The 20,878-nt window shown below is 50.5% G+C and carries 21 protein-coding genes and 1 pseudogene; 14 read left to right on the top strand and 8 right to left on the bottom strand.

Features of this window, described 5'->3' with window-relative positions:
* Window positions 1-468 (top strand): hypothetical protein, encoded by a 468-nt coding sequence (locus L1P05_RS07850; protein WP_012848454.1) that lies wholly within the window; start codon window positions 1-3, stop codon window positions 466-468.
* 216 nt (window positions 469-684) lie between these two features.
* On the top strand, window positions 685-1,329 hold the full coding sequence (locus L1P05_RS07845) for a hypothetical protein (RefSeq protein WP_012848452.1): 645 nt from the start codon (window positions 685-687) through the stop codon (window positions 1,327-1,329).
* Window positions 1,330-1,869: 540 nt separating this feature from the next.
* Here L1P05_RS07845 and L1P05_RS07840 read toward each other — a convergent pair.
* Window positions 1,870-2,745, bottom strand: a complete 876-nt coding sequence (locus tag L1P05_RS07840; protein ID WP_012848450.1) for a bacteriophage abortive infection AbiH family protein — start codon at window positions 2,743-2,745, stop codon at window positions 1,870-1,872.
* Between the two features lie 933 nt (window positions 2,746-3,678).
* Here L1P05_RS07840 and L1P05_RS17560 point away from each other — a divergent pair.
* Window positions 3,679-4,056 (top strand): annotated as a pseudogene (locus L1P05_RS17560) (Rha family transcriptional regulator); the annotation flags it as partial.
* 560 nt (window positions 4,057-4,616) lie between these two features.
* Here the strand turns inward: L1P05_RS17560 and istB are convergent.
* From istB to L1P05_RS07820, 3 genes are all read right to left on the bottom strand, one after another.
* Complete coding sequence (gene istB / locus L1P05_RS07830) at window positions 4,617-5,399, bottom strand: IS21-like element ISSen3 family helper ATPase IstB (RefSeq protein WP_012846920.1); 783 nt, start codon at window positions 5,397-5,399, stop codon at window positions 4,617-4,619.
* Window positions 5,396-6,418 carry an IS21 family transposase gene (istA, locus tag L1P05_RS07825; protein ID WP_012846921.1) on the bottom strand — a complete coding sequence of 341 codons (1,023 nt, stop codon included), beginning with the start codon at window positions 6,416-6,418 and terminating at the stop codon, window positions 5,396-5,398. Before istA ends, istB begins: the two co-directional genes overlap by 4 nt.
* A 297-nt stretch (window positions 6,419-6,715) precedes the next feature.
* The gene (locus L1P05_RS07820; protein ID WP_012848447.1) at window positions 6,716-7,924 is read right to left on the bottom strand and encodes an IS256-like element ISEic2 family transposase; all 1,209 of its coding nucleotides are present in this window, start codon (window positions 7,922-7,924) and stop codon (window positions 6,716-6,718) included.
* A 172-nt stretch (window positions 7,925-8,096) separates the two neighbouring features.
* Here L1P05_RS07820 and L1P05_RS07815 point away from each other — a divergent pair, with 172 nt between their 5' ends.
* From L1P05_RS07815 to L1P05_RS07780, 8 genes are all read left to right on the top strand, one after another.
* Window positions 8,097-8,378 (top strand): RecE family exodeoxyribonuclease, encoded by a 282-nt coding sequence (locus tag L1P05_RS07815; RefSeq protein WP_012848446.1) that lies wholly within the window; start codon window positions 8,097-8,099, stop codon window positions 8,376-8,378.
* A gap of 75 nt (window positions 8,379-8,453) precedes the next feature.
* Window positions 8,454-8,702 (top strand): excisionase, encoded by a 249-nt coding sequence (locus L1P05_RS07810; RefSeq protein WP_015871361.1) that lies wholly within the window; start codon window positions 8,454-8,456, stop codon window positions 8,700-8,702.
* Window positions 8,689-9,783 (top strand): tyrosine-type recombinase/integrase, encoded by a 1,095-nt coding sequence (locus L1P05_RS07805; protein ID WP_012848444.1) that lies wholly within the window; start codon window positions 8,689-8,691, stop codon window positions 9,781-9,783. The genes L1P05_RS07810 and L1P05_RS07805 overlap by 14 nt, the downstream gene beginning before the upstream one ends.
* Before the next feature lie 217 nt (window positions 9,784-10,000).
* Window positions 10,001-10,462 carry a tyrosine-type recombinase/integrase gene (locus L1P05_RS07800; protein WP_306304528.1) on the top strand — a complete coding sequence of 154 codons (462 nt, stop codon included), beginning with the start codon at window positions 10,001-10,003 and terminating at the stop codon, window positions 10,460-10,462.
* Window positions 10,463-10,745: 283 nt separating this feature from the next.
* Complete coding sequence (locus tag L1P05_RS07795) at window positions 10,746-11,075, top strand: ribbon-helix-helix domain-containing protein (protein ID WP_197713303.1); 330 nt, start codon at window positions 10,746-10,748, stop codon at window positions 11,073-11,075.
* Window positions 11,076-11,295: 220 nt separating this feature from the next.
* The gene (locus L1P05_RS07790) at window positions 11,296-11,691 is read left to right on the top strand and encodes a VOC family protein (RefSeq protein WP_041692507.1); all 396 of its coding nucleotides are present in this window, start codon (window positions 11,296-11,298) and stop codon (window positions 11,689-11,691) included.
* Between the two features lie 41 nt (window positions 11,692-11,732).
* Complete coding sequence (locus L1P05_RS07785) at window positions 11,733-12,029, top strand: putative quinol monooxygenase (protein WP_012848441.1); 297 nt, start codon at window positions 11,733-11,735, stop codon at window positions 12,027-12,029.
* Between the two features lie 1,054 nt (window positions 12,030-13,083).
* Entirely contained in the window at window positions 13,084-14,298 is a 1,215-nt protein-coding gene (locus L1P05_RS07780; RefSeq protein ID WP_071818553.1) for a DUF1028 domain-containing protein, read from the top strand.
* 360 nt (window positions 14,299-14,658) lie between these two features.
* Here L1P05_RS07780 and L1P05_RS07775 read toward each other — a convergent pair whose 3' ends face one another.
* Window positions 14,659-14,931: a hypothetical protein gene (locus tag L1P05_RS07775; protein WP_015461416.1), complete on the bottom strand. Its 273-nt coding sequence runs from the start codon at window positions 14,929-14,931 to the stop codon at window positions 14,659-14,661.
* A gap of 945 nt (window positions 14,932-15,876) precedes the next feature.
* On the opposite strand from L1P05_RS07775, the gene L1P05_RS07770 reads away from it, so the two are divergent.
* Window positions 15,877-16,617: a hypothetical protein gene (locus L1P05_RS07770; RefSeq protein WP_012848437.1), complete on the top strand. Its 741-nt coding sequence runs from the start codon at window positions 15,877-15,879 to the stop codon at window positions 16,615-16,617.
* Between the two features lie 182 nt (window positions 16,618-16,799).
* Here the strand turns inward: L1P05_RS07770 and L1P05_RS07765 are convergent, their stop codons facing one another.
* Window positions 16,800-16,994 carry a DUF2767 family protein gene (locus L1P05_RS07765; protein WP_015461414.1) on the bottom strand — a complete coding sequence of 65 codons (195 nt, stop codon included), beginning with the start codon at window positions 16,992-16,994 and terminating at the stop codon, window positions 16,800-16,802.
* A 291-nt stretch (window positions 16,995-17,285) separates the two neighbouring features.
* Between L1P05_RS07765 and L1P05_RS07760 the strand changes: the two genes are divergently transcribed.
* Window positions 17,286-17,720, top strand: coding sequence for a universal stress protein (locus L1P05_RS07760; RefSeq protein WP_012848435.1), 435 nt, complete (start codon window positions 17,286-17,288; stop codon window positions 17,718-17,720).
* Between the two features lie 209 nt (window positions 17,721-17,929).
* A complete protein-coding gene (locus L1P05_RS07755) occupies window positions 17,930-18,115 on the top strand; it encodes a GhoT/OrtT family toxin (protein ID WP_012848434.1) in 186 nt (61 codons plus the stop codon).
* A gap of 5 nt (window positions 18,116-18,120) precedes the next feature.
* Here L1P05_RS07755 and mrdA read toward each other — a convergent pair whose 3' ends face one another.
* Entirely contained in the window at window positions 18,121-20,034 is a 1,914-nt protein-coding gene (gene mrdA / locus L1P05_RS07750; protein ID WP_012848433.1) for a penicillin-binding protein 2, read from the bottom strand.
* Window positions 20,035-20,253: 219 nt separating this feature from the next.
* On the bottom strand, window positions 20,254-20,619 hold the full coding sequence (locus tag L1P05_RS07745) for a DUF805 domain-containing protein (protein ID WP_012848432.1): 366 nt from the start codon (window positions 20,617-20,619) through the stop codon (window positions 20,254-20,256).
* Between the last annotated feature and the right edge of the window lie 259 nt (window positions 20,620-20,878).

Here is a 20,878-nt window from a genome sequence, read left to right as displayed (position 1 = left end):
ATGAAACTCCGCGATATCACACCAGAAGAAGAGTACGACGACGATCAGTACGATCCCTTAATCTACCCGGCACCGCGCACCCAGGACGATCGCTGTGACCACACGGCTCGGCTTATCTGGCATATGCGCCAACGCGCCACCATCCGCAGCGGCGCAGCATGGACACCCTGCCCTCGTCCCGTGCCGAGCGAACCCACACAGCGGCGCCGAGTACCGCAGTGCTTTAACATTGGCCTACGCCGCAGCTACTCCTACGCCATCGTCAGCGCCATTTACCAGCTGCATCTGCATCAATGCGCACGCCGGGAGATCGCCACCCTACTCGGCATCCCCGCCAGCAAGATCGATGTCTTGCTCCAACATAAAACCAAGACCCAACGCCGCGCCTGGCAACAGGTCCACCAAAGCAACCGCCTACCGAGTAGACGGGAGATCCTGGCGCAGTTGGCAAGAGAGTTGCCGGTGTGAGGGTTAGGGTTCTATTGGGTAAGTAGTGTCGGCGTGTATCTAAGGGGTCGATGGGCGCCGAGTCTACCTAGATGTCAGTTAAGAGCGAAAAAACAGACAGTTATAATTATTCTATCTTTGTTGACCAAGAGGAGATTTAAAGATATTTCAAATTAATTATTTATTGTGTAGCATATGATATGCTAGCTTTGACATTTAGAATATGGTAACGTCCCAATGAATATGAGCAAAATATTAGTTCAGCTTTCAAAGTACTCACTCCAGGCACAACTTGACGATTTCGAAAAATACATTATCACGACAAACATACAACATAATATTGACTTGTCGAAATTAAAAAAAGCATATGAGGATGAAATGAAGGAGGTGTCTTATGATTATATTGATTATTTAAACGAACATTATTCTGAACAGTATGATTTTTTAACCGAAATACAACCAAATATATTCAACAAATCTTCTTTAGTATCTTTATATTCATGTTTGGAACATAATCTAAACGATTTTTGCAATATCTGTCAAAGAATCAAAAAAACAAAAATATCAGTATCCGATTTCAATGGGGATGGTATTCACAAGGCGAAAAAGTATTTAACAAAACTAATGGACATAGACTTTGGGATATCACAAGAATGGGAATTCATCATGGATCTGAACAAAGTGAGGAATTGCATAGTTCATGCTAATGGAGACATACAAAAAATGAGTTCCGCATCCAAGTTAGAAAATATTGCTAGTAATACACAAGGTCTTTCTCTAAAGAATGATAATATTATAATCTCCTCAATGTATCTAACTGATGCCATCAAAAAAATAAATGAATTTTTCCTTTGGCTGTATGGTTTAATATCAAAAAATTAAGTTAAATGTTATAAACCTTTAGATTGCTAAGATTAAAATTATAAGAGGGAAATAATTATAATTACAATATTAAAATAAAATCATGATTTTTATTTTATGTTATCGAGAGGTGCTTGTCAGTAATTCTATATAACTGCCAATATATTAAAGGTGATCGTTCAGGCGGTCACCGAACTCGATAATAAAGCTGCTCATTGCCACACACCAATCTCAATCTCTCAGTAGCATCGTCCATTTTTGTGATACCGCTTAGATTTCCAGCCACACGCCTCCTAAACCGGGCAGAAGTCGCCAGCGAGTGCGACCAACAAGCGCGGGTCGCATCAGGTAGATGTGATCATACTGTGCGCCAGTGAGCGCCAACAGCCGCAACCCAGCTGGGATAACTGCTGTTTGGCTGAGGCGGCGCTGTATAGGGTATTGTAGGCGTTGATATCAGTAACCATCTGCTCAAATGTCAGCTAAGAGCGAGGAGTGGACATTAAAGCCTTTGAATCAGAGTGTTCCTCGATATGTATCCCGAAATTCATGTCATGGCTCTTATAGAGAACTTATTAGCACATTTTTAATGTTCTCTCTACTGACCCCTAAGTTAACAAGTAAATCTGTTTTTTCTTGATCCTGATTGATGTTACGTAGCGCGCATCGCCAGATTGCACTTTGGGGAGCGTGTTTTAATATTTCTTTGAAATACTTAGAGTCAACATCGGAAAGAGAATGTCCGATTACTACTATCTGAGTGACTGAATTTAATGAATCAAAAAAAACACTCTCTTCATTTATTATTTCTGAGCAGTTTTTAAAGTTCGAATCAAACATTTCATCTAATAGATAATAACCTCCGCTCTCCCGTGTATCCTGGTCAGCCCCTGGGGCAGGGTTAACAGTTTTGGTACGCTCCCAACCATGACCTAAAATGATTTCACTACCATCATCAATTGATCCATGTATATGTTTGATATTAGATTCATTTATTGAGTAAAGTCGTTCTAAAGTACTTGTATAATTGAAGGTAAGAAAGATTGCTTCATTATCAAGACTTTTAAATTTTTTGTATTGTCCATCTTTAGGAACTTCAATCTTGCTAATCCAGTTACGAAACTGTTGCAGTAAGTCGGTTGTCAGGCTCTTTGTTATTCTTCCAATTTCAAATTCATAATTATGGTGATCGCGGTCTCTAAAATCCTCTGCACCGTAAGAAGTTAAATGTATCTCGCACTTTTCAATTATGTGGTAGTAATCTATATCACCTAAAGATGACTCTAGTTCATTCCATTCGTCTCCGGCAGGAGCAAATTCATCTACAGCATCGTATACGTCACAATCTTCTCTCATTACATAGTTTTTGAAATCGTTATAACCTGTTTTCATACCATGATATAAATCGAAACCATTCCCTATTATATATAATATCAAAATCCCCTCCTTTAAGATTTTTGGTTGTAGTTCCCAGCATACTTAACTTAGTGTTCATATGAGTCACTAGCATTGATAATACCTTATTTTATATCAATAGAGCCCACCATGTAAAACGCATTATGCTATCAAAATAAGTATTATTCCTATCTTATCCATAAATCAACTTGTACTGAAAAAATCGCGGTGCGGTAGGGGTTGACGTAAAAGAGGGCAGAAAAACAGACTTATCAGGAGAATATAGTGTGGTTTAAGTTCGTGGATGTAGTACTGGATTTACCCTCAACTCCTGTGGCTAATTAACAAACAATTATTTCCCCTACAACAGAGCCATTATCAATAGTTTTACTGTCATAATGACCTATCCCAGTTGATTAACTAAATCTGATATCAGCGACGTCCGCTCCTATCACAAAGCCGACCGTCAGTATAATCACGCCATACAATCAACTATTAAGTAGAAGACAATAATCAATAATATAATTTGCAATTGAAATAATAATACCCACCTGCGGTCGGCACTGTCATTACGGGCGTCATGGCGGTGAGTCACAGACCGCAGCTGAGTATGCACCTACAAAGACCACTCTGATCCCTTTATAGGCCGGGAAACCGATGGCCGATGGCCGATGGCCACTATCCTTATTGCACTCCTATGATTTATAAGTAAAGTATCATAAATCGGAATTAGTTTTACCCGCGATGTCGGGGGTATAGTCCGCTCAGGTGCTGAACACACCTTACGTAGCGGCCTCCGCACCCGACAGCAATGCGGTTTTTTTGTGTCCATACTTTCAGATATGGCCGGGTAGCGAGCAGACCATACAACACCCGTAAGGGAAAAACTGCTGGCCGACTACGTACGGTGTTCAAGTACCCGACCGCCCTGCTGAACACAGGGTAAATTTGAACATATACGTAGGACACAGAAAAATGACTCATCGGCTTTCTGTACACACCCCCAGTGTAACCATTCACGATGGCAAAGCTGTTACCACCTCTCAGGCTGTAGCCGAGTACTTCATCAAGCGCCACGACAACGTGCTTCGGTCAATTGACTCTCTGGAATGTTCGCCTGAATTTCGTCTCCTCAATTTTAAGGAGACGTCCTACCAACGCGAAAATCCTAATGGCGGTACAGGTATCGGCACTAAATACTACGAGATGACCAAAGATGGTTTCGTCTTCCTGGTCATGGGCTTTACCGGTAAGAAGGCCGCCGCATTCAAAGAGGCCTATATCGCCGAGTTCAACCGCATGGAGGCGCAGCTACTCCAGAAAACCACCTCACGCAACCTCAAAGCCCTGCCGGATAAACTCACACCAGAGCAGCAGTCGGCCATCAAGGAATTGGTCAAATCCCGCGTGGAGGCAATCGCCCAGGACAAACGCGCTAAAGCCGCTATCACTATGTGGTCAGCGCTAAAGTCTCACTTTGGCGTAACCTACAAAGACATACATCAAAACCAGTTCATCGAGGCGCTATCTCTTGCTGCCCGTATACCGCTGGAGGGTGAATACCTGAGTAAGGCACCGGCTGCGGCAGTAGATCAGAATCGCTATAACTTCCCGGCTGAAACTGCCGATCCCCATGATCGCAAGTTTGGTAATGCCTGGATAACTCCACGTGTGATCCTGGATGAGCGTAACCGCGCCCCTGAGCTGGAGCTATTAGAGGTGCTAGAGCGTGATGGGTACGATGTTACTGGCGCTAAAATCCGCATACACGCCATGTATTACATAGCGAAACAACTCATTGAAATGCAGAAAGAGCTGTCCACCGCAAGCCGTTACATGTCGGCGGTTGTCAACGACGGGTAAAAAGTGATCCACTTACATCTCCACCGACGGTCTAATATTGATCCACCGTTTTACTCAGGATTAGCTTCAGCGATAACCCCGGCCTTTCGTTTCTGTTTCAGTCGATAACTCTCTCCTTTTATTTGAACAACGTGTGAGTGGTGTAAGATCCGGTCCAGCATCGCGGATGTTAGCGCCGCATCACCGGCGAACGTCTGATCCCACTGCCCGAACGGCAGGTTGGAGGTCAGGATCATCGCGCTCTTTTCATAACGTTTGGCGATGACCTGGAAGAACAGCTTGGCTTCTTCCTGGCTGAACGGCAGGTAGCCTATTTCATCGATGATGAGCAGCTTTGGTGCCATCACGCCACGGTGAAGCGTTGTTTTATAGCGCCCCTGGCGTTGTGCCGTGGACAGCTGAAGCAAGAGATCCGCCGCCGTAGTGAAGCGAACCTTGATACCCGCCCGTACCGCTTCGTAGCCCATTGCTATTGCCAGATGCGTTTTCCCCACGCCGGATGGCCCCAGCAACACGATGTTTTCGTTGCGCTCTATGAAGCTCAGTGAACGCAGCGACTGGATCTGCTTCTGCGGCGCACCGGTGGCGAAGGTAAAGTCGTATTCTTCGAACGTTTTCACTGCCGGGAAGGCCGCCATCCGGGTATACATTGCCTGTTTACGCTGATGTCGGGCCAGTTTCTCTTCGTGAAGCAGATGCTCCAGGAAGTCCATGTAACTCCATTCCTGCTCCACTGCCTGCTGTGACAGGGCTGGCGCTGCGCTGATCAGACTGTCCAGTTGCAGCTGTTCGGCAAGCACCATCAGCCGTTGATGTTGCAGTTCCACCATCATGCGGCTCCTCTGCAGAACGTGTCATAGATGGATAGCGGGTGGTGCAGTGGCTGCCTGTCGAAGGTCACCAGGCTTTCGTCTACCTGCACGTCATACTGTTTTTTCTCCGTCGGTAGAGCCAGCATGGACTGCTGCTCTTCGATCCAGCGATCGCAGGGACGGGTCTGTATTGTTTCGTGCCTGCGCTGGTTAGCGACATCGTGCAACCAGCGCAGGCCGTAGCGGTTGGCTGTTTCAACATCGACGGTGATCCCCAACGGACGCAGGCGAGTCATTAGCGGGATGTAGAAGCTGTTGCGGGTGTACTGCACCATCCGCTCCACCTTGCCTTTAGTCTGTGCTCTGAAGGGGCGGCACAGCCGTGGAGAGAAGCCCATCTCTTTGCCGAACTGCCACAGTGAAGGGTTGAACCGGTGTTGCCCGGCCCGATAAGCATCGCGCTGTAGCACTACCGTTTTCATGTTGTCGTAGAGCACTTCACGCGGTACGCCACCGAAGAAGCTGAACGCATTACGGTGGCATTCTTCCAGGGTGTCGTAGCGCATATTGTCAGTGAACTCGATATACAGCATTCTGCTGAACCCCAGAACGGCAACGAACACATGAAGTGGTGATTTGCCATTACGCATGGTGCCCCAGTCAACCTGCATCTGTCGTCCTGGCTCTGTTTCGAAGCGCACGACAGGCTCCTGTTCCTGAGGAATGGCAAGTGAACGTATGAACTCTCTCAGGATGGTCATGCCACCACGATAACCCTGCTCCGTGATCTCGCGGGCGATGACCGTTGCAGGGATTTTATAAGGATGAGCATCGGCGATGCGTTGCCGAATATAGTCCCGGTATTCATCCAGGAGTGAAGCGGTTGCGGGACGCGGCGTATATTTTGGCGGCTCAGACTGCGCACGCAGATAACGCTTTACGGTGTTACGGGAGATACCCAGTTCCCTGGCGATCGCCCGACTGCTCATACCCTGCTTATGCAGGATTTTAATTTCCATAACTGTCTCAAAAGTGACCATAAGCTCTCCCGAATCAGGAGAGCAGATTAACCCCTGGATCTAATTTCAGGCGTCGGATATGGATCACTTTCGCACCGTTGGTAACAGCGGTTAATGACATTATCAAAAACCAGACCATACAACGAGGCAGCAATATCAGCTTTACTGGAGAAGACAAAGGCAAAGCGTATGGTGGATACGGCAAGCGCTCGCTGACATCACGCTAATCAAGACAGGCAAATAACCACCACCGCGCCAGCGTTCCCAGCCGTACCGCTGGCCGGGACCCTGTACACGATTCTGTGTAAATGCCTTTTCTCAGAAGTGACCGTCCAGGCGCTCACCGAACTCGATAATAAAGCGGCTCATTGCCATACGCCAGTCCCTCAGCGGCATCGTCCATTTCTGTGATGCCGCCTGGATCGCTAGCCACACCACCTTTTTCACTGCGTCGTCCGTCGGGAACACCTTACGCTTTTTGATGGCATGCCGGATCACACTGTTCAGCGACTCGATAGCATTCGTTGTGTAGATCACCTTGCGGATGTCTGCCGGGTAAGCGAAGAACGTCGCCAGGTTAGCCCAGTTTATTTGCCAGCTGCGGCTTATCTGCGGGTAGCGGCTGTCCCATGCGCTGGCGAACGCTTCCAGCGCCTGCTGCCCTGCGTCTTCCGTGGGGGCCTGATAAATGGCTTTCAGGTCGCGGGTGACGGCTTTGTAGTCCTTCCAGGAGACGAACCGCAGGCTGTTACGCACCATATGCACGATGCACAGCTGGATGCGGGCTTCCGGATACACCGTATTGATCGCGTCCGGGAAGCCTTTCAGACCATCGACACAGGCGATGAGGATATCGTTCAGGCCGCGATTCTTCAGCTCTGTCAGCACATTGAGCCAGAACTTCGCGCCCTCGTTTTCGGCCAGCCACATACCCAGCAGTTCTTTCTGGCCTTCGAGGTTGATACCCAGGGCAAGGAACACGGATTTATTAATGACGCGACTCTCCTGCCGGACCTTCAGGACGATACAGTCAAGGTAAACAATGGGATAGACTGCATCCAGTGGACGGTTTTGCCATTCGGTAACCTGTTCCATAACCGCGTCGGTGACCTTCGATACTAACGCCGGTGAGACATCCGCGTCATACAGTTCTTTGAACGCAGCCGCTATCTCGCGGGTGGTCATCCCCTTGGCGTACAACGATAAAATCTGATTATCCATCCCGGTGATCCGGGTCTGGTTTTTCTTCACCAGTTGCGGTTCGAAAGAGCCATCACGATCACGCGGCGTGCGTAGTTCAAGAGGGCCATCGCCGGTGGTAACGGTCTTTGTGGAATAGCCATTGCGGGAGTTGGTACCCGGTTTAGGCTGATTTTTATCGTAGCCCAGATGGTGGGACATTTCGGCGTTGAGAGCCGCCTCAACGCTGATTTTCTTCAGCAGGCGATCGAACTGGCTGAGATCGTCAGGGGTTTTGAGATTTTTGGCCAGTTCGTTAGCCAGAGCCTGCAACTGTTTTTCGTCCATAAATTAACCTGCTTTTGATGTTGAATTGAACATATCAAAATCAGGCAATTACACAAATTTATGTACAGGCTCCTGGCCGGATAACTCCCGTGTGCTCCGGCCATCGTCTCTCTGATTTTCTCTTTGCTCCACCCTTTCCGCATCCTCTTTTTTATGCCAGGAGAGCCTCGCCATGCCCGAATACTTCGCCTTCTTTATTAAAGCCAAAAAACAGTCCGGTCAGCAGGACATGCTATTTTGCTGCCAGGCCGACAGTGTGCGCGTCGCCTATTCTCAACTCTACCGCGCGCTAACGGCCAACGCTCTGCATCTGGATGATTACTTCACCCCGCGCCGAACGCCGCTGCCGATCGGCATCAAACTACCCGCAGAAGGGAAACTCGACCGGGCGTTTTGCCGCCGCTATCACCTGGTCGGCGACCGTTGGTTAAAGCGTCCCCGCCCTGTTTGCTAAGGCCCTTCCTCTGCCCTAGACACGCGGCTGACTCTCTCTTATTAAAACGCATCCCCCAGACTCTCGGAGCCCGCCATGACAACCTACCTCACCATCCCGGCGTGGGCCCGGCAAGTCTATCTCGATAAGCCACCCTGTGTGGACACCGTCCGGCGCTGGATCCGGCGCGGCTATATTTACCCGCAGCCCTACCGCCACGGCCGCGCCTACCGTATTCAGAGCGATGCCCGCTACCTGCCACCCTGGCAGCAGCCCACCGTTCCCGACGGCACGGCGGCGTCTACCCCCACCTTGCTGGAGAGGCTAAAAAATGGTCCAAAATAACGATGACAGCGCTACGCCAAAATTACCGGACAACCTGTACTGTAAGGGCGGGTTTTTCATCTGGCGCAATCCCCTCAGTGGGCAGGAGATGCCCTTGGGCTATATCAGAAAAAACGAGGCCGTTCGCCAGGCGCAAGAGGCCAACCAGTATATCGACACCCAGCGACCGATGGAGGAAGCGTGCCCCAGCGTCAGCCAATGGATGGCGGAGTATCTGCGGATCCTCGGCTACCGCGGCGTAGCCGCCAATACCCTGCGCGCCAGGCGCTCACAGATCAAGGCCGTACAAACGGTGATCGGGCAGAAGAATATCGCTCAGGTCACCACCCGCGACATCGCCTCGCTGCTACACCACTATGTGCTGATCGGCCACCTTTCCGCCGCGGGTCTGATGCGCTCCTTTCTCAACGCCCTATTTCGCGAGGCCATCGCCGCGGGCCTCATCGACTACAATCCGGTGACGCAGACCCGTACGCCGCCGATCCGGGTCAAGCGCCGCCGCCTGACAGAAACGATGCTGCAGACCGTTTACGCGCAGGCGCTCCAGCTGGAGTCGTATAAACCATGGCTACCGCGCAGCATTGAACTGGCCCTGCTCACGGGGCAACGGCGGGAAGATCTCTGCGCGCTCCGCTGGCAGGATATCCGGGAAGATAAACTGTGGGTGATCCAGCGCAAGACCGGCGCCAGACTGGCGATGACCCTCGATCTCCATCTGCAGCTCGGTGACTATCCGCTGCGACTGCGCGAGGTACTGGCGCGCTGCCGGCTACCGGGGCCGAGCGACTATCTGCTCAACTCCCAGCGCTCGCGCCTCAACAGGAGGCCGGGGGGAGCCCTGGTGCCCGATACCCTGACCAAAGGTTTCTCCCGGCTGATGGATAAGTGCGGACTGGTTCAAGAGATCTACCCACCCTCTTTTCATGAGATCCGCAGCCTTTCCTCACGCATGTACCAGGCACAGTACGGAACGGAATTCTGCCAGCGGCTGCTGGGGCATAAAAACCGGCATATGACCGAGAAATACCTCGATCTGAGGGAGACACTTTGGCAGGTAATAGAGATCCCCAAAAACCAATAATAGGGAACTCAAATTGGCGGGGAGCATTTTAATATCTGACACGATTCCTGTGTCAGGTCTAGGGGAATGGCTCTTTTGGAGAGCCGTGCGCTAAAAGTTGGTATTATGCAGGCATTGAGTGCCTTGCTCTATAATCGTAGCCCATCTGCGCCGTTTTGCCAGTTTCACCCTGGCACCGGTTATGCGGGCATAGAACCACGGGGAGAGGTCAAGGTTAATAGAGCGCTACGCCAAAACACCATGGCTACCGCGCAGCATTGAACTGGCCCTGCTCACGGGGCAACGGCGGGAAGATCTCTGCGCGCTCCGCTGGCAGGATATCCGGGAAGATAAACTGTGGGTGATCCAGCGCAAGACCGGCGCCAGACTGGCGATGACCCTCGATCTCTATCTGCAGCTCGGTGACTATCCGCTGCGACTGCGCGAGGTACTGGCGCGCTGCCGGCTACCGGGGCCGAGCGACTACCTGCTCAACTCCCAGCGCTCGCGCCTCAACAGGAGGCCGGGGGGAGCCCTGGTGCCCGATACCCTGACCAAAGGTTTCTCCCGTCGAATGGATAAGTGCGGACGGGTTCAAGAGATCTACCCACCCTCTTTTCATGAGATCCGCAGCCTTTCTTCACGGATGTATCTGGCACAGTACGGAACGGAATTCCACCTACGGGCGGCTGGGACATAAAAACCGACATATGACCGAGAAAGACCTCGATCTGAGAGAAACACGTTGCTAAGTGATAGAGACTCCCAAAAACCAATGATCGGGAACCCACATTTGGCGGGAGACGTTTTAATACTGACACAGAAGTCGCGCCGTTATTTTTATCTCAATAAAATCATAAAGTTATTGACTTGCTCTACATAATTATATGATAAGCGTCCTGCTGCAAACGATTCTCTTCTCATGCTAAACCGTATCGCAATGCGCCCCACCCCGACCGTAGTACTCTTATACTACGATCGGGATGGGCTATTATGCTATAATTAGCACAATTAATAATAGGGTATATTTTATGTGTACGATTTTTTCTGGGCAAGATCCCTTTAATTATACCAGCAGCGCCCGTTCCGTACGTATCTGCGGTCACGTCACCAGCATACGCCTAGAGAATAAATTCTGGGAAATCTTGGAAAGACTCGCTATCTCTCAAAGTAAAACCTTAGGGCAGTTTATCTCTAATCTATACATCGAAGCCATAGATAATAAAATCGATATGAAAAACTTCTCTTCACTGCTAAGGTGCTCATGCCTCATATACCTCGAGAGTATTGTAACTCAGGTTAGCAAGGCGTGACTCACGCCATCAAAGTATCACCCTCACGCCCCCATATAACCGCCCAAGCAGCATGTACTGCCGTACAGTCTCCTATCAGGAGTGAGCGACTAATTGCGCCATTTATCTCACGATTCACTCTACCCTTAAAAATAAAACACTCCGGTAGTAGATAACTACTACCTTAAGCCTGCGGCGCGATCTTATATTATCCATATTGTTCACTATGGGAGAGCGCATCATGGCTAAAATGATACACTCAATGATTAGAGTGTCTAACTTAGATAGATCACTCAAATTCTATGCTCAAGCATTACAACTCAATGTGCAGCAGCAGTATGATTTCGACAGTTTCTCACTTGTCTATCTCGCCAATGAGGAGAGTAGCTTCGAATTGGAGTTAACCTATAATGTGGATAGGAGCACGCCCTATTCCCATGGTTCAGGATATGGGAATATTGCCGTCTCCGTTGATGACATCCACGCCACGCATAGCGCATTGCATGCTGCGGGATTAATGCCGGGAGAGGTTAAAGTATTTCATCATCAGGGTGATGTTTTAGCAAAATTTTTCTTCATTACCGACCCAGACGGTTATCAAATTGAATTAATCGAAAGAGCGGGTAGATACCAATAACACTTAGCCATCAATAACTGCAATTTAAAAAAGGAATAATAATGATAAATTTAACGGCCACCTTCACGGCAAAACAAGGTAAAGCAACCATTCTCCGTGATATCTTACTGAAAATGATTAAGGTAAGTAGACAAGAACCTGGCTGTGTACGCTACTGCTTGTATGAAGATGCTATGAAATCCCATATTTTGGTATTCCAAGAGCAATTTCTCGATCAGGCTGCCTTCGATCAGCACTGTAAAATGCCCTATTTTATTTCATTACTCAATGAAATAAATGGGATCGTGGAGAAGGATCCCGACATTCAGTTTTTTAAGCAGATTGAGCCGGTGGAATAACGGTAATACTAACACCAGTTCATCGGTCATCGTAGTCAGTACAACCCGCTCATGCTAACACGGGATATTTTCACAACGGCAACGCTTGAAACAGAATTCGCACTGTATTTCTTTCAGTCCGTTGCCATTTGATTTTAAGATGCGCATATATCGCAGCACACTTATTTGTTTGCGCATTTTGACGCAATCATACATTGCTAATGTTTGTTACGCCAGATATAAAGCTGCGATTTCCGGATAATTGAACCTCCCCTATGTCTCTCCACTCTCCGTTCACGAGCATCCGATAGGCGCCGCTTCGCTATCCAACGCCAAATCGTAACATTCACCGACCGTCCCAGGCTACAGAGGCAGGATACCTGCTGTACCTTAATATCGATCGGTGCGCCACAGCGATGCCTGCATCATCGTCACGGCAGTTTATCCTGTACACCTAGCCGTACTACCGCCCATAAGATCGCCCCCCTGCTTGGTATTTCATCTACAAAGGTGAGGCTGCCTCGACATAAAACCCAAGCCCTGCACCGTACTGACGACAGAGCCACCAAAGCACCTGCCTGCCGGATAAACGGGAATTCTAGCACCGAGGACAAGAGGATTAGCGGTGTGACGGTCGCGGGGTTATCAGGGTTATCCCTGCTCTGTGTGAATAGTAAAAGGCCAACAGAGTGAATTTTTCTTTAAATTATTTAACAACAGCGCCATCGTTATATTCTTTTATTTAATGCATTCCACATAAAACATATATATAAAATATATTAATTGATTTTTTATACTGTGTGGCAATCATATTGATTTACCATAAATTGTAATTGTAATTGTAATTGTAATGCGTAACACTTTTGTGTAATGATGCGATGTATCGACACGCTTAGCTTAGTAAAGCTTCACAGTAGCCTCGCTATTGCAACACGCAACAAGATAGCGTAATGACGCCATTTTGATTTATTTGTTTTCTAATGTTGTTTTAATTGCATTAAACCAATGAATATAACAACTATCGTGTTCGTAGCGCGCTTATATGTTTCATATACTAATGAGAGAGGTGTGGAATATGAAAGCATTAAATATATTTATATTTTCCGTATTAATTATCTCATTCAACGCAAATGCAACGTTCTCTCTTGTTGCCTACGATGAAAACAGTGGAATTTATGGTGTAGCATTCGCCAGCTGTGTTTACCTACCACCTAACCTAGACATAACAGATAAAGTGAATGCCCTTACACCTATTGGAACAATAACAACACAAGCAACGGTGAACTTTAATAATATAAATTTAAACAATGGAAAAGATATGATTCTTAGAAATGTTAGAGGGAATCAGATTCTTGAGTGGTTATATGACCATGACCAGGATGGGACTGAAGGGAGAGATTCAAGACAGTTTTTAATATTAAGCAATCCATCATCAGGTCCAGTTGAGGGGTATGCGTTTACTGGTGGTGAGGTTCCTTCCGTCAAAGGGAGTATTATTAGAGATAATCTTGTTATTGCTGGAAATACTCTACATTCTAACACACTGGATGCAATCCTAGACGGATATATGGAACAACGCGATTTTTTTGTTGAAAAATTACTGAGCGGCCTTACGTCTGTACGCGATCGTGGATTGGGTGATTTGAGATGTGATGGGACATCATCTTATACGGCATTTATAAAGATAAATGATAGAAGTTGGTTTTATAATTCAAGAGATATTGATGAAGATGCCGTAAGTGGATTAGAGAAAATAATTAATGGAAGGCAAAAGCCACAGGTATGCCTTACCTTAGTTTCAGGAACGGCTTTTCTTGCTAATATTGACATAAAAGGAAGCGGTCATTATGTTGGCCCATATGGCGTTGGTAGTAAAGTCTGCGATGATGCAAAACCGAGGGATATATTTACTCCCCAGCTTAATATTGTGGCAGGGGCACATAAGACATGCCCAAGTGTAGCCATAGGAGAATATACTGAAATCGTAAATTATGATGCCTGGGGAACCACGTTTTCGCCTCATTGTATTCTTAAGAACGACCATCTCGAGGTGTATGCTGATCCACATCAAAAAGGTGAATCCTTGAACATCCTTCAAGATATCTCTGATCTTAGCCAGTATAATTTCTCCGAACGTATATCATCTTTCGCTATCCCTCATGGATGGACGGTACGTTTCTTCGAAGATAAGAATTTTAGCGGAAATTACTATACTCGCGTTGAGGGTGATACAGAAGCGAGCGCCTTTGATAATAAGGTCCGTTCAGTTCGCATACTCAGTCGAGAATGATGCTTTAGGATAGCAATAATCACTCGACGTCATAGTTACTTAATTGGTGTCGCAATGTAAGTATATTTTTTATTGTTTCGTCACTTATCCTAAGATTATTACACTTTTGTCAGTCCGACTCCCTACGGGGCACGGACTGACGGTTTACATGAATGACTCAGCCATTACCTGATTGCACAGCGCTGACTATTATGGGTGGTCATTTCGTTCGTGGCGTACCGCTCGCCTAATCGCCAAATATAGCGTAAACCTATTTTAGATTATCCTCATAATATGGACACCGCCTTGATGAATATTCAGTTTTTCAAGCTGTGCCGCGCTGAATCCAGCACGGGTGCGGCGGCGTCACATTCAGACGCATCACGACGTTACCCGCGCCTCAGAAGGCAGCGACCAGCCCTGCATCTCAAGGGCCAGCGCTAAACGAATATCGTCATATTCCATCGCCCGAGTCTGCGCGATCGGCCAATGATGCTTATCGCACAGGTATAGGTATATCGCCTCAAAGCCCGCTACCGCTGACGGATAGCCGTGCATCCTCGCCAGATAATCGCCAAAACAGTCGAGGGTATAAGCGAGTTCGGCGCGGGCTTGGTAGTGCTGCCACCGGTCGGTGTAGTGCGTATGACTCATAAAGAAACTCCTAGCGGATTTAGCTTAGCAGGGTAGCACCGCTCTTTAGCGCGATAACGCGACCCTGCGCACATTCCCCCGACCTCCGCCTTATCAAACGCCGTGCGTATCAATATCCAGGAGAGAGCCTCTTATTACGCCTCCACACGGCCAAGGAAAGCCGTAGCCGAGACTGACTCCGGCAATGAGCGCTGAGATCGCGCCGACGCACCTCCAGGCGTTTGCAATGCTCCTCTATTTCACCATTCCACGGGGGTGGAGTGCGTATCCTCAATCAGGTCGGCATGCAGTCGCGGTTATCATGATAACGGCAGGTGCCGTTTCAGCCAGTAATTCTGCTGACACTCACTGGTAAAAGACGCATATCTAGGCGTAATACCGACATCCTCAGCGTTCAGCACCTCCCATTTAATCCAGCACTCCGGGCAAACGCTATCGCTGGCGGGGATCAGGTCATCCTCTCTCGTCAATAATAACGTTATCTCTCCATTAATCTCCCATAGATTAACGACGATGCTAACCTCAGCCTGGGTGTCAATTTTTTCAGAATGATAAATAGATTTACATCCGGCATCGTTATTGAGGCATCGTTTTATTATTTCAGCAAGCATTGGGCAGAACTCGACATTAAATCAACGCGTGACGATCATTATATCCCCTGGCGAAAAAAATAAAAAATAGGAGCCGAGTGAGGCTACGGTCCCCCTTCTCCACACGGTAACGGCGCGCCCGCACGCACGCCAAGTGCGTCACATTAAGGCTATCACGCCACCGCAGGCCTTCCATATGCCTCAATCCCTTTTCTCGGGCGGGCAGGATGGATTTATGCCAGGCCGCCGGAGCGTCTCATCCCCCAGCATCCCTCACTTCAGGTGTTGACCGTAGTTACGGGTTGCGGGACGGGCGACAGACTGCCAGGTAGCAAAGCAACCTGGAGCCTCTATTATGGGTCATCTTATCCCCATCGTTTTACCTCCCCATCGCCAGCTGGACAGCGACGTTGATATGCTTGAACACATAGAGCCGACGCCCCTCTTCGACAGGGTCACCGACTCTCCCACCTTTCTCGACGGGCTGACGACGGAAACCCATCGCACCGGCGAACTCCGCAGCGCACACCAACGGGGAATATCGTATGCGTTTGACTATATCGCTCGCCATACCAATCCGCACCGGATCAGGGGCATGTTCAGCAATGTCCTTAGCCTATTCTCGGGGCGCGCGCTCAATCAGAACGGTGTGATCTGCAGCAAGGCCGTAGAACAGAACCTCGCCGCGCTGGAGTGTGGCATGATCAATGACTTTTGGGTCGCAGAAAGCACCGCGCCGGGCAGGCTGCCACAAAATGTGGCGCCGGAGCACTATGTCAGCGTTGCTCTACAGACCGATCGGCCACTCTCCGGCCAACTGCTGCAGCGTAGCCAGGAGGGAAGTCGAAACATCATCATGGCGCCGGTTCGAGGCAAAGCCGTTTCCCACGCGATGAACCTAGTGCGCACCGAGATGGGCGCCATCGTGATCGACGGGCAGTTCGGACTGCGTTACAACCTTAACGACGCCGGGGATAGAGAGCGCTTTGACAAAAGCTATGGTCAGGATAGAGGCATCGGCACCGTGCAGATTTACCCAACGGGCGCCGCGCCCAAGGCACCCGATATTGACGACGGCGCGCTGCTGGAGGAGTAAGTTGTAATAGCCACCCCGCTCGACGATCAGCGGGCGCAGCGCCACGACATTACCCCGCGGATCGCTTGTGCTAATAAAATCGCCCGGGACAAAAAGCGGACGTCTGAGCTGGGGGACGACGGCGGAGACGCCGCAGGGCGATCGCGCCGTCATCCTGATGGTCTCCGGGCGCGGAGCACGCCCTAGAGATCGCCCAATATATCGATCGCCGTCTCCGCTATCTGCCTCTGCCGGGGCGCATGCTCCGCCATCGACGCATGGGCCTGCAGGTGCGCCAGAATATTCCCGCTGTTTACCTCCAGCCCATGCTGGTGCAAACGGATCACCGCCAGCCCAATGAGTTGACAGGCTTCATTGAACAGCAACGCGTCTTTCATTACATGACCTCGCCAAACAGGAGTCAATCCAGGTGTCTCCCCTCGATCTGGCCTGGCAAACGTCCGCAGCCACCATCGGGAGACGTTAGCCTAACCTACCACACCCCGGCCCGCATCGACAGTACCCGCGCCATCCCCGCCGCCGTCATCAGTGACATTGGCTCGACCGTGCGGCGGCGGATCGGCTGCATAGGATTATTTGGGGTGAACTCAGCACCCGGAGAGGGAAAACGGGCTACACTTAACAGGCAGGACCATTACTTTACTTTTGCCTAAAAAACAGGAGATTGTATGTACAAGACCATTCTGGTTCCCATCGACCTCACTGAAGATAACATGTCCAGACTGGTGATCCCGCACGTAGAAAACTTCGCCAGACAGGAGGATGCGCATATCCATTTTCTGGCCGTGCTGCCGCCGCTGAGCAGTTTTTACGGCATGGGTTCGCTGCCGGTCGGCCACTATCCGTCAGAAAAGGACCGTCTGCAGCATGCCGAGGCCGGACTACGGCAGGTGGCTGCCCAGTTCAATCTGCCGGAGGATCGCGTGCACTGCACGATCGCCATCGGTGCGCCGCGTGATCGGATCCTGCTGCAGGCGGAGGAGATCGGCGCCGATCTGATCATCGTCGCCTCGCATCGCCCGGACATCACCACCTACCTGCTCGGGTCGACGGCCGCGTCGGTCGTGCGCCACGCGTCTACCGCCGTACTGGTCGTACGCTGAGTCACCTTGCCGCGGGTGTCATGCCGGCTTGCCGCCAAGGCGGCCGGTAATCCTCTGCTGCTCGGGGGGATTCCCCCTTGGCGCAGGGGAGAAAATTTGCCATCATAACGCCCACACACAGCATTTACATTTTATAGCGATACCGCAGGGTGTCGCATTGCGCCGGGTTCTGCCCTGCGCCACTTATTTGATTATTTATTAGGTTACACATGCATCCCGAAATCTGGTCGTTTATTAAAACGGCCTACTGCGTCGGCGTACTTTTTTGTGCGTTCGTGACGTTTTTTGCCACGAAAGATCCCTCCATAAAAATACGCCTGCTTTCAGCCGTTATGGTAGGGCTAACCTGGCCAATGAGCTTCCCGCTGGTCGTGGTCTTCTGGCTATTTATGTAGCGTCATCAGGCCGCACGCCGCAGCTCCGTCGGGGCGCTTGCCCGTGGCGCCGCTGGCGGCGATACCGCCGCCGGACGGAAGATATAGTCCAAGATCGCGCGGGTGACCGGTGCCGCCGTCACGCCGTCCCCGCCGCCGTTCTCCAAGATCACCGCCATCGCAATGCGCGGGTGAGGATACGGGGCGAACACCGTATAGAAGATATGGTCGCGTAGCCTGACCGGGATCATCTTGGCGTTATAGACCTGATTCTGCTTCAGGCCGAAAACCTGTGAGGTACCCGACTTACCGGCAATTTGATAGGGCGCCGTATGAAAATACTTATATCCGGTGCCGTTAGGATCGTTGGCCATACCGTACATCCCGCGTTTGACGATATCCCAGACCGGCGACGTCTGGGTGGCGATTTGCGTGAAGTGGCTCTGGCGGTACGGTACGACCTGCTGCCCGCGACGGACGGCGTACAGCAGATGCGGCGTCACCACTTTGCCGTTGTTAATCAGGATCCCCAGCGCTTTCACCATCTGAATCGGCGTCGCCGTCCAATACCCCTGCCCGATGCCGACGGATACCGTATCCCCCTGATACCAGGGCTTATGATGCACCCGCATCTTCCAGTCACGATCGGGTAAGACCCCGCGCGCCTCTTCATCCAGATCGATACCGGACAGCTGACCGTAGCCAAACTGGCTCATCCACTGGTGGATGCGATCGATCCCCATCTCATAGGCGACCTGGTAAAAGAAGGTATCCGCCGACTCCTCAATGGCCTTCACCACATTCAATATACCGTGCCCGCTCTTGAGCCAGTCGCGGTAGCGACGCTGGGTGCCAGGCAGCGTCCACGTCGGGGCGCCGAAGAAGGTCGTCTGTGGGGTGATCACCCCTGCCAGCAGCGCCGCGCTGGCCATATAGGGTTTCACCGTCGAGGCCGGGGGATAGATTCCCTGGGTCACGCGGTTAATCAGCGGCAGCGCCGTGTCATGCAGCAGCGCGCTATAGGCCTTATAGGAAATCCCGTTAACGAAGGGGTTAGGGTCGTAGCTGGGGCTGGAGACCATGGCCAGAATGCCGCCGTCGCGCGGATCCATCACCACCACCGCCGCCCGCTGGCCTTTCAGCACCCCTTCAATATATTGCTGTAGCGGCAGATCCAGCGTCAGATACAGGCTGGCACCGGCGTGGGGCGGCTGCTCTTTCAAATAGCGCACTATCCGTCCGTGGCTGTCAACCTCGACCTCTTGGCTGCCGGTCTTGCCGTGCAGCAGCGACTCGTAATAACGCTCGATCCCCTGTTTACCGATATCGTGGTCGGCGGCATAGTTTTCCAGCTGTCCTGCGGCGTCCAGGCGCTGCAGATCGCGATCGTTGATTTTAGACACATAGCCGACCACGTGCGCCAGCTGTGCGCCGTAGGGATAATAACGCTGCTGATAGGTCGAGAGCATCACCCCGGGAAAGGCAAACTCGTTGACCGCAAACCGGGATACCTCGCGTTCGCTAAGCCCCTCTTTCAGCGTCACCTCGGCAAAACGACGGGCGTGCTTCATCGCCTGGTGGAAATCGGCAATCTCCTGAGGCGTCAGATCCAGCAGCGGCGTCAGCGCCGCCAGCGTCTGGTCAAGGTGGGGGATCTTACCCGGCACCAGCGAAATCTGGTATAGCGTCTGGTTTTCCACCAGCGGCGTACCGTGACGATCGTAAATCAGCCCGCGCACCGGCGACACCGGCAGGGTTTTGATGTCGTTCTCATCCGAACGGGTCTGATATTCGGCGTGCTCCTGCACCTGAAGGTGGTATAGGTTAGCGACCAGTACGGTAAAGCACAGGATAACCAGTACCAGCGCAATCAGCGTACGGCGCAGAAACAGCGCCGACTCGGCACCATGATCGCGAATGGCGTCTTTTAACAAATTCATGCAAATGGGGACACGGGCGGCATGCGCAGACGCCGGGCGGCTGCGATACGGCATAGCAAGTAACCTAAACCGTTAGGTTACGCACAAAACGCAACCCGGCCAACCGCCCGGTTGCTAATCTTCTGGCTGCATTGTTTCAGAATATAAAATATGCCGCAAAATGTGACGGGCGGGGATACCCCAAAGATGGCCCGGCATCAGGCCATCTTCGGCGACGCGTCAGGACAACGCTTTCGGATTAGGGCCATAGGCATTGTTGTCGCGTTGGCTGTCCGACAGGGTAAAGATCAGCAGCACCAGCCAGCCAATAAGCGGGATCAGGCCAATCAGCGCCCACCAGCCGGTACGACCAATATCGTGCAGACGGCGTACCAAAACCGCAATGGATGGAATTAATACCGCCAAACTATAGAGGATAGTCAGCAGCCCCTCCCCATTTTCAAACGTCCAGCCCAGCGCCTTTTGCACCATAGCCAGCACGATGGAGATAATGCAGTTAATCAGGACGAACCACCAATATTCTTTGCGGCGCGCCCGACCGGAAAATACAAAGTAATTTTTGAGAACCTTCAGATACCAGTCCATTATCATTTCCTTTTACGCCAGCTCAACTGCAATGAATTACCGTACTCCGTTACTATTATGGAATTGGTAGGGCCATTGATCCAGAATCCCCGACGTTTTTTCCCGACGGCCCGGCGGCTGTACGCAAAACAAACGCTTCTCTTCCTGACGATCATTTTCTACACTGCGGTATGCAGAAGTAAGGAAAAGTGCATACATTTCCTGTTCTAAATCATGTTTACCCGCCGGGGGGTTTGCTATAACTCTCCCCGCTGCGCGG

The sequence above is a fragment of the Edwardsiella piscicida genome, from assembly GCF_021733145.1.
GTDB lineage: Bacteria > Pseudomonadota > Gammaproteobacteria > Enterobacterales > Enterobacteriaceae > Edwardsiella > Edwardsiella piscicida.
This window is presented reverse-complemented; position numbering and strand designations above follow the sequence as displayed.

Excerpts from the sequence above, each read along its gene's own strand:
- L1P05_RS07850 (WP_012848454.1), top strand. The coding sequence starts at position 1 with ATGAAACTCCGCGATATCACACCAGAAGAAGAGTACGACGACGATCAG.
- L1P05_RS07845 (WP_012848452.1), top strand. The coding sequence starts at position 685 with ATGAATATGAGCAAAATATTAGTTCAGCTTTCAAAGTACTCACTCCAG.
- istB (WP_012846920.1), bottom strand. The coding sequence starts at position 5,399 with ATGATGGTGGAACTGCAACATCAACGGCTGATGGTGCTTGCCGAACAG.
- istA (WP_012846921.1), bottom strand. The coding sequence starts at position 6,418 with ATGGTCACTTTTGAGACAGTTATGGAAATTAAAATCCTGCATAAGCAG.
- L1P05_RS07820 (WP_012848447.1), bottom strand. The coding sequence starts at position 7,924 with ATGGACGAAAAACAGTTGCAGGCTCTGGCTAACGAACTGGCCAAAAAT.
- L1P05_RS07815 (WP_012848446.1), top strand. The coding sequence starts at position 8,097 with ATGCCCGAATACTTCGCCTTCTTTATTAAAGCCAAAAAACAGTCCGGT.
- L1P05_RS07810 (WP_015871361.1), top strand. The coding sequence starts at position 8,454 with ATGACAACCTACCTCACCATCCCGGCGTGGGCCCGGCAAGTCTATCTC.
- L1P05_RS07805 (WP_012848444.1), top strand. The coding sequence starts at position 8,689 with ATGGTCCAAAATAACGATGACAGCGCTACGCCAAAATTACCGGACAAC.
- L1P05_RS07795 (WP_197713303.1), top strand. The coding sequence starts at position 10,746 with ATGGGCTATTATGCTATAATTAGCACAATTAATAATAGGGTATATTTT.
- L1P05_RS07790 (WP_041692507.1), top strand. The coding sequence starts at position 11,296 with ATGGCTAAAATGATACACTCAATGATTAGAGTGTCTAACTTAGATAGA.
- L1P05_RS07785 (WP_012848441.1), top strand. The coding sequence starts at position 11,733 with ATGATAAATTTAACGGCCACCTTCACGGCAAAACAAGGTAAAGCAACC.
- L1P05_RS07780 (WP_071818553.1), top strand. The coding sequence starts at position 13,084 with ATGAAAGCATTAAATATATTTATATTTTCCGTATTAATTATCTCATTC.
- L1P05_RS07775 (WP_015461416.1), bottom strand. The coding sequence starts at position 14,931 with ATGAGTCATACGCACTACACCGACCGGTGGCAGCACTACCAAGCCCGC.
- L1P05_RS07770 (WP_012848437.1), top strand. The coding sequence starts at position 15,877 with ATGGGTCATCTTATCCCCATCGTTTTACCTCCCCATCGCCAGCTGGAC.
- L1P05_RS07765 (WP_015461414.1), bottom strand. The coding sequence starts at position 16,994 with ATGAAAGACGCGTTGCTGTTCAATGAAGCCTGTCAACTCATTGGGCTG.
- L1P05_RS07760 (WP_012848435.1), top strand. The coding sequence starts at position 17,286 with ATGTACAAGACCATTCTGGTTCCCATCGACCTCACTGAAGATAACATG.
- L1P05_RS07755 (WP_012848434.1), top strand. The coding sequence starts at position 17,930 with ATGCATCCCGAAATCTGGTCGTTTATTAAAACGGCCTACTGCGTCGGC.
- mrdA (WP_012848433.1), bottom strand. The coding sequence starts at position 20,034 with ATGAATTTGTTAAAAGACGCCATTCGCGATCATGGTGCCGAGTCGGCG.
- L1P05_RS07745 (WP_012848432.1), bottom strand. The coding sequence starts at position 20,619 with ATGGACTGGTATCTGAAGGTTCTCAAAAATTACTTTGTATTTTCCGGT.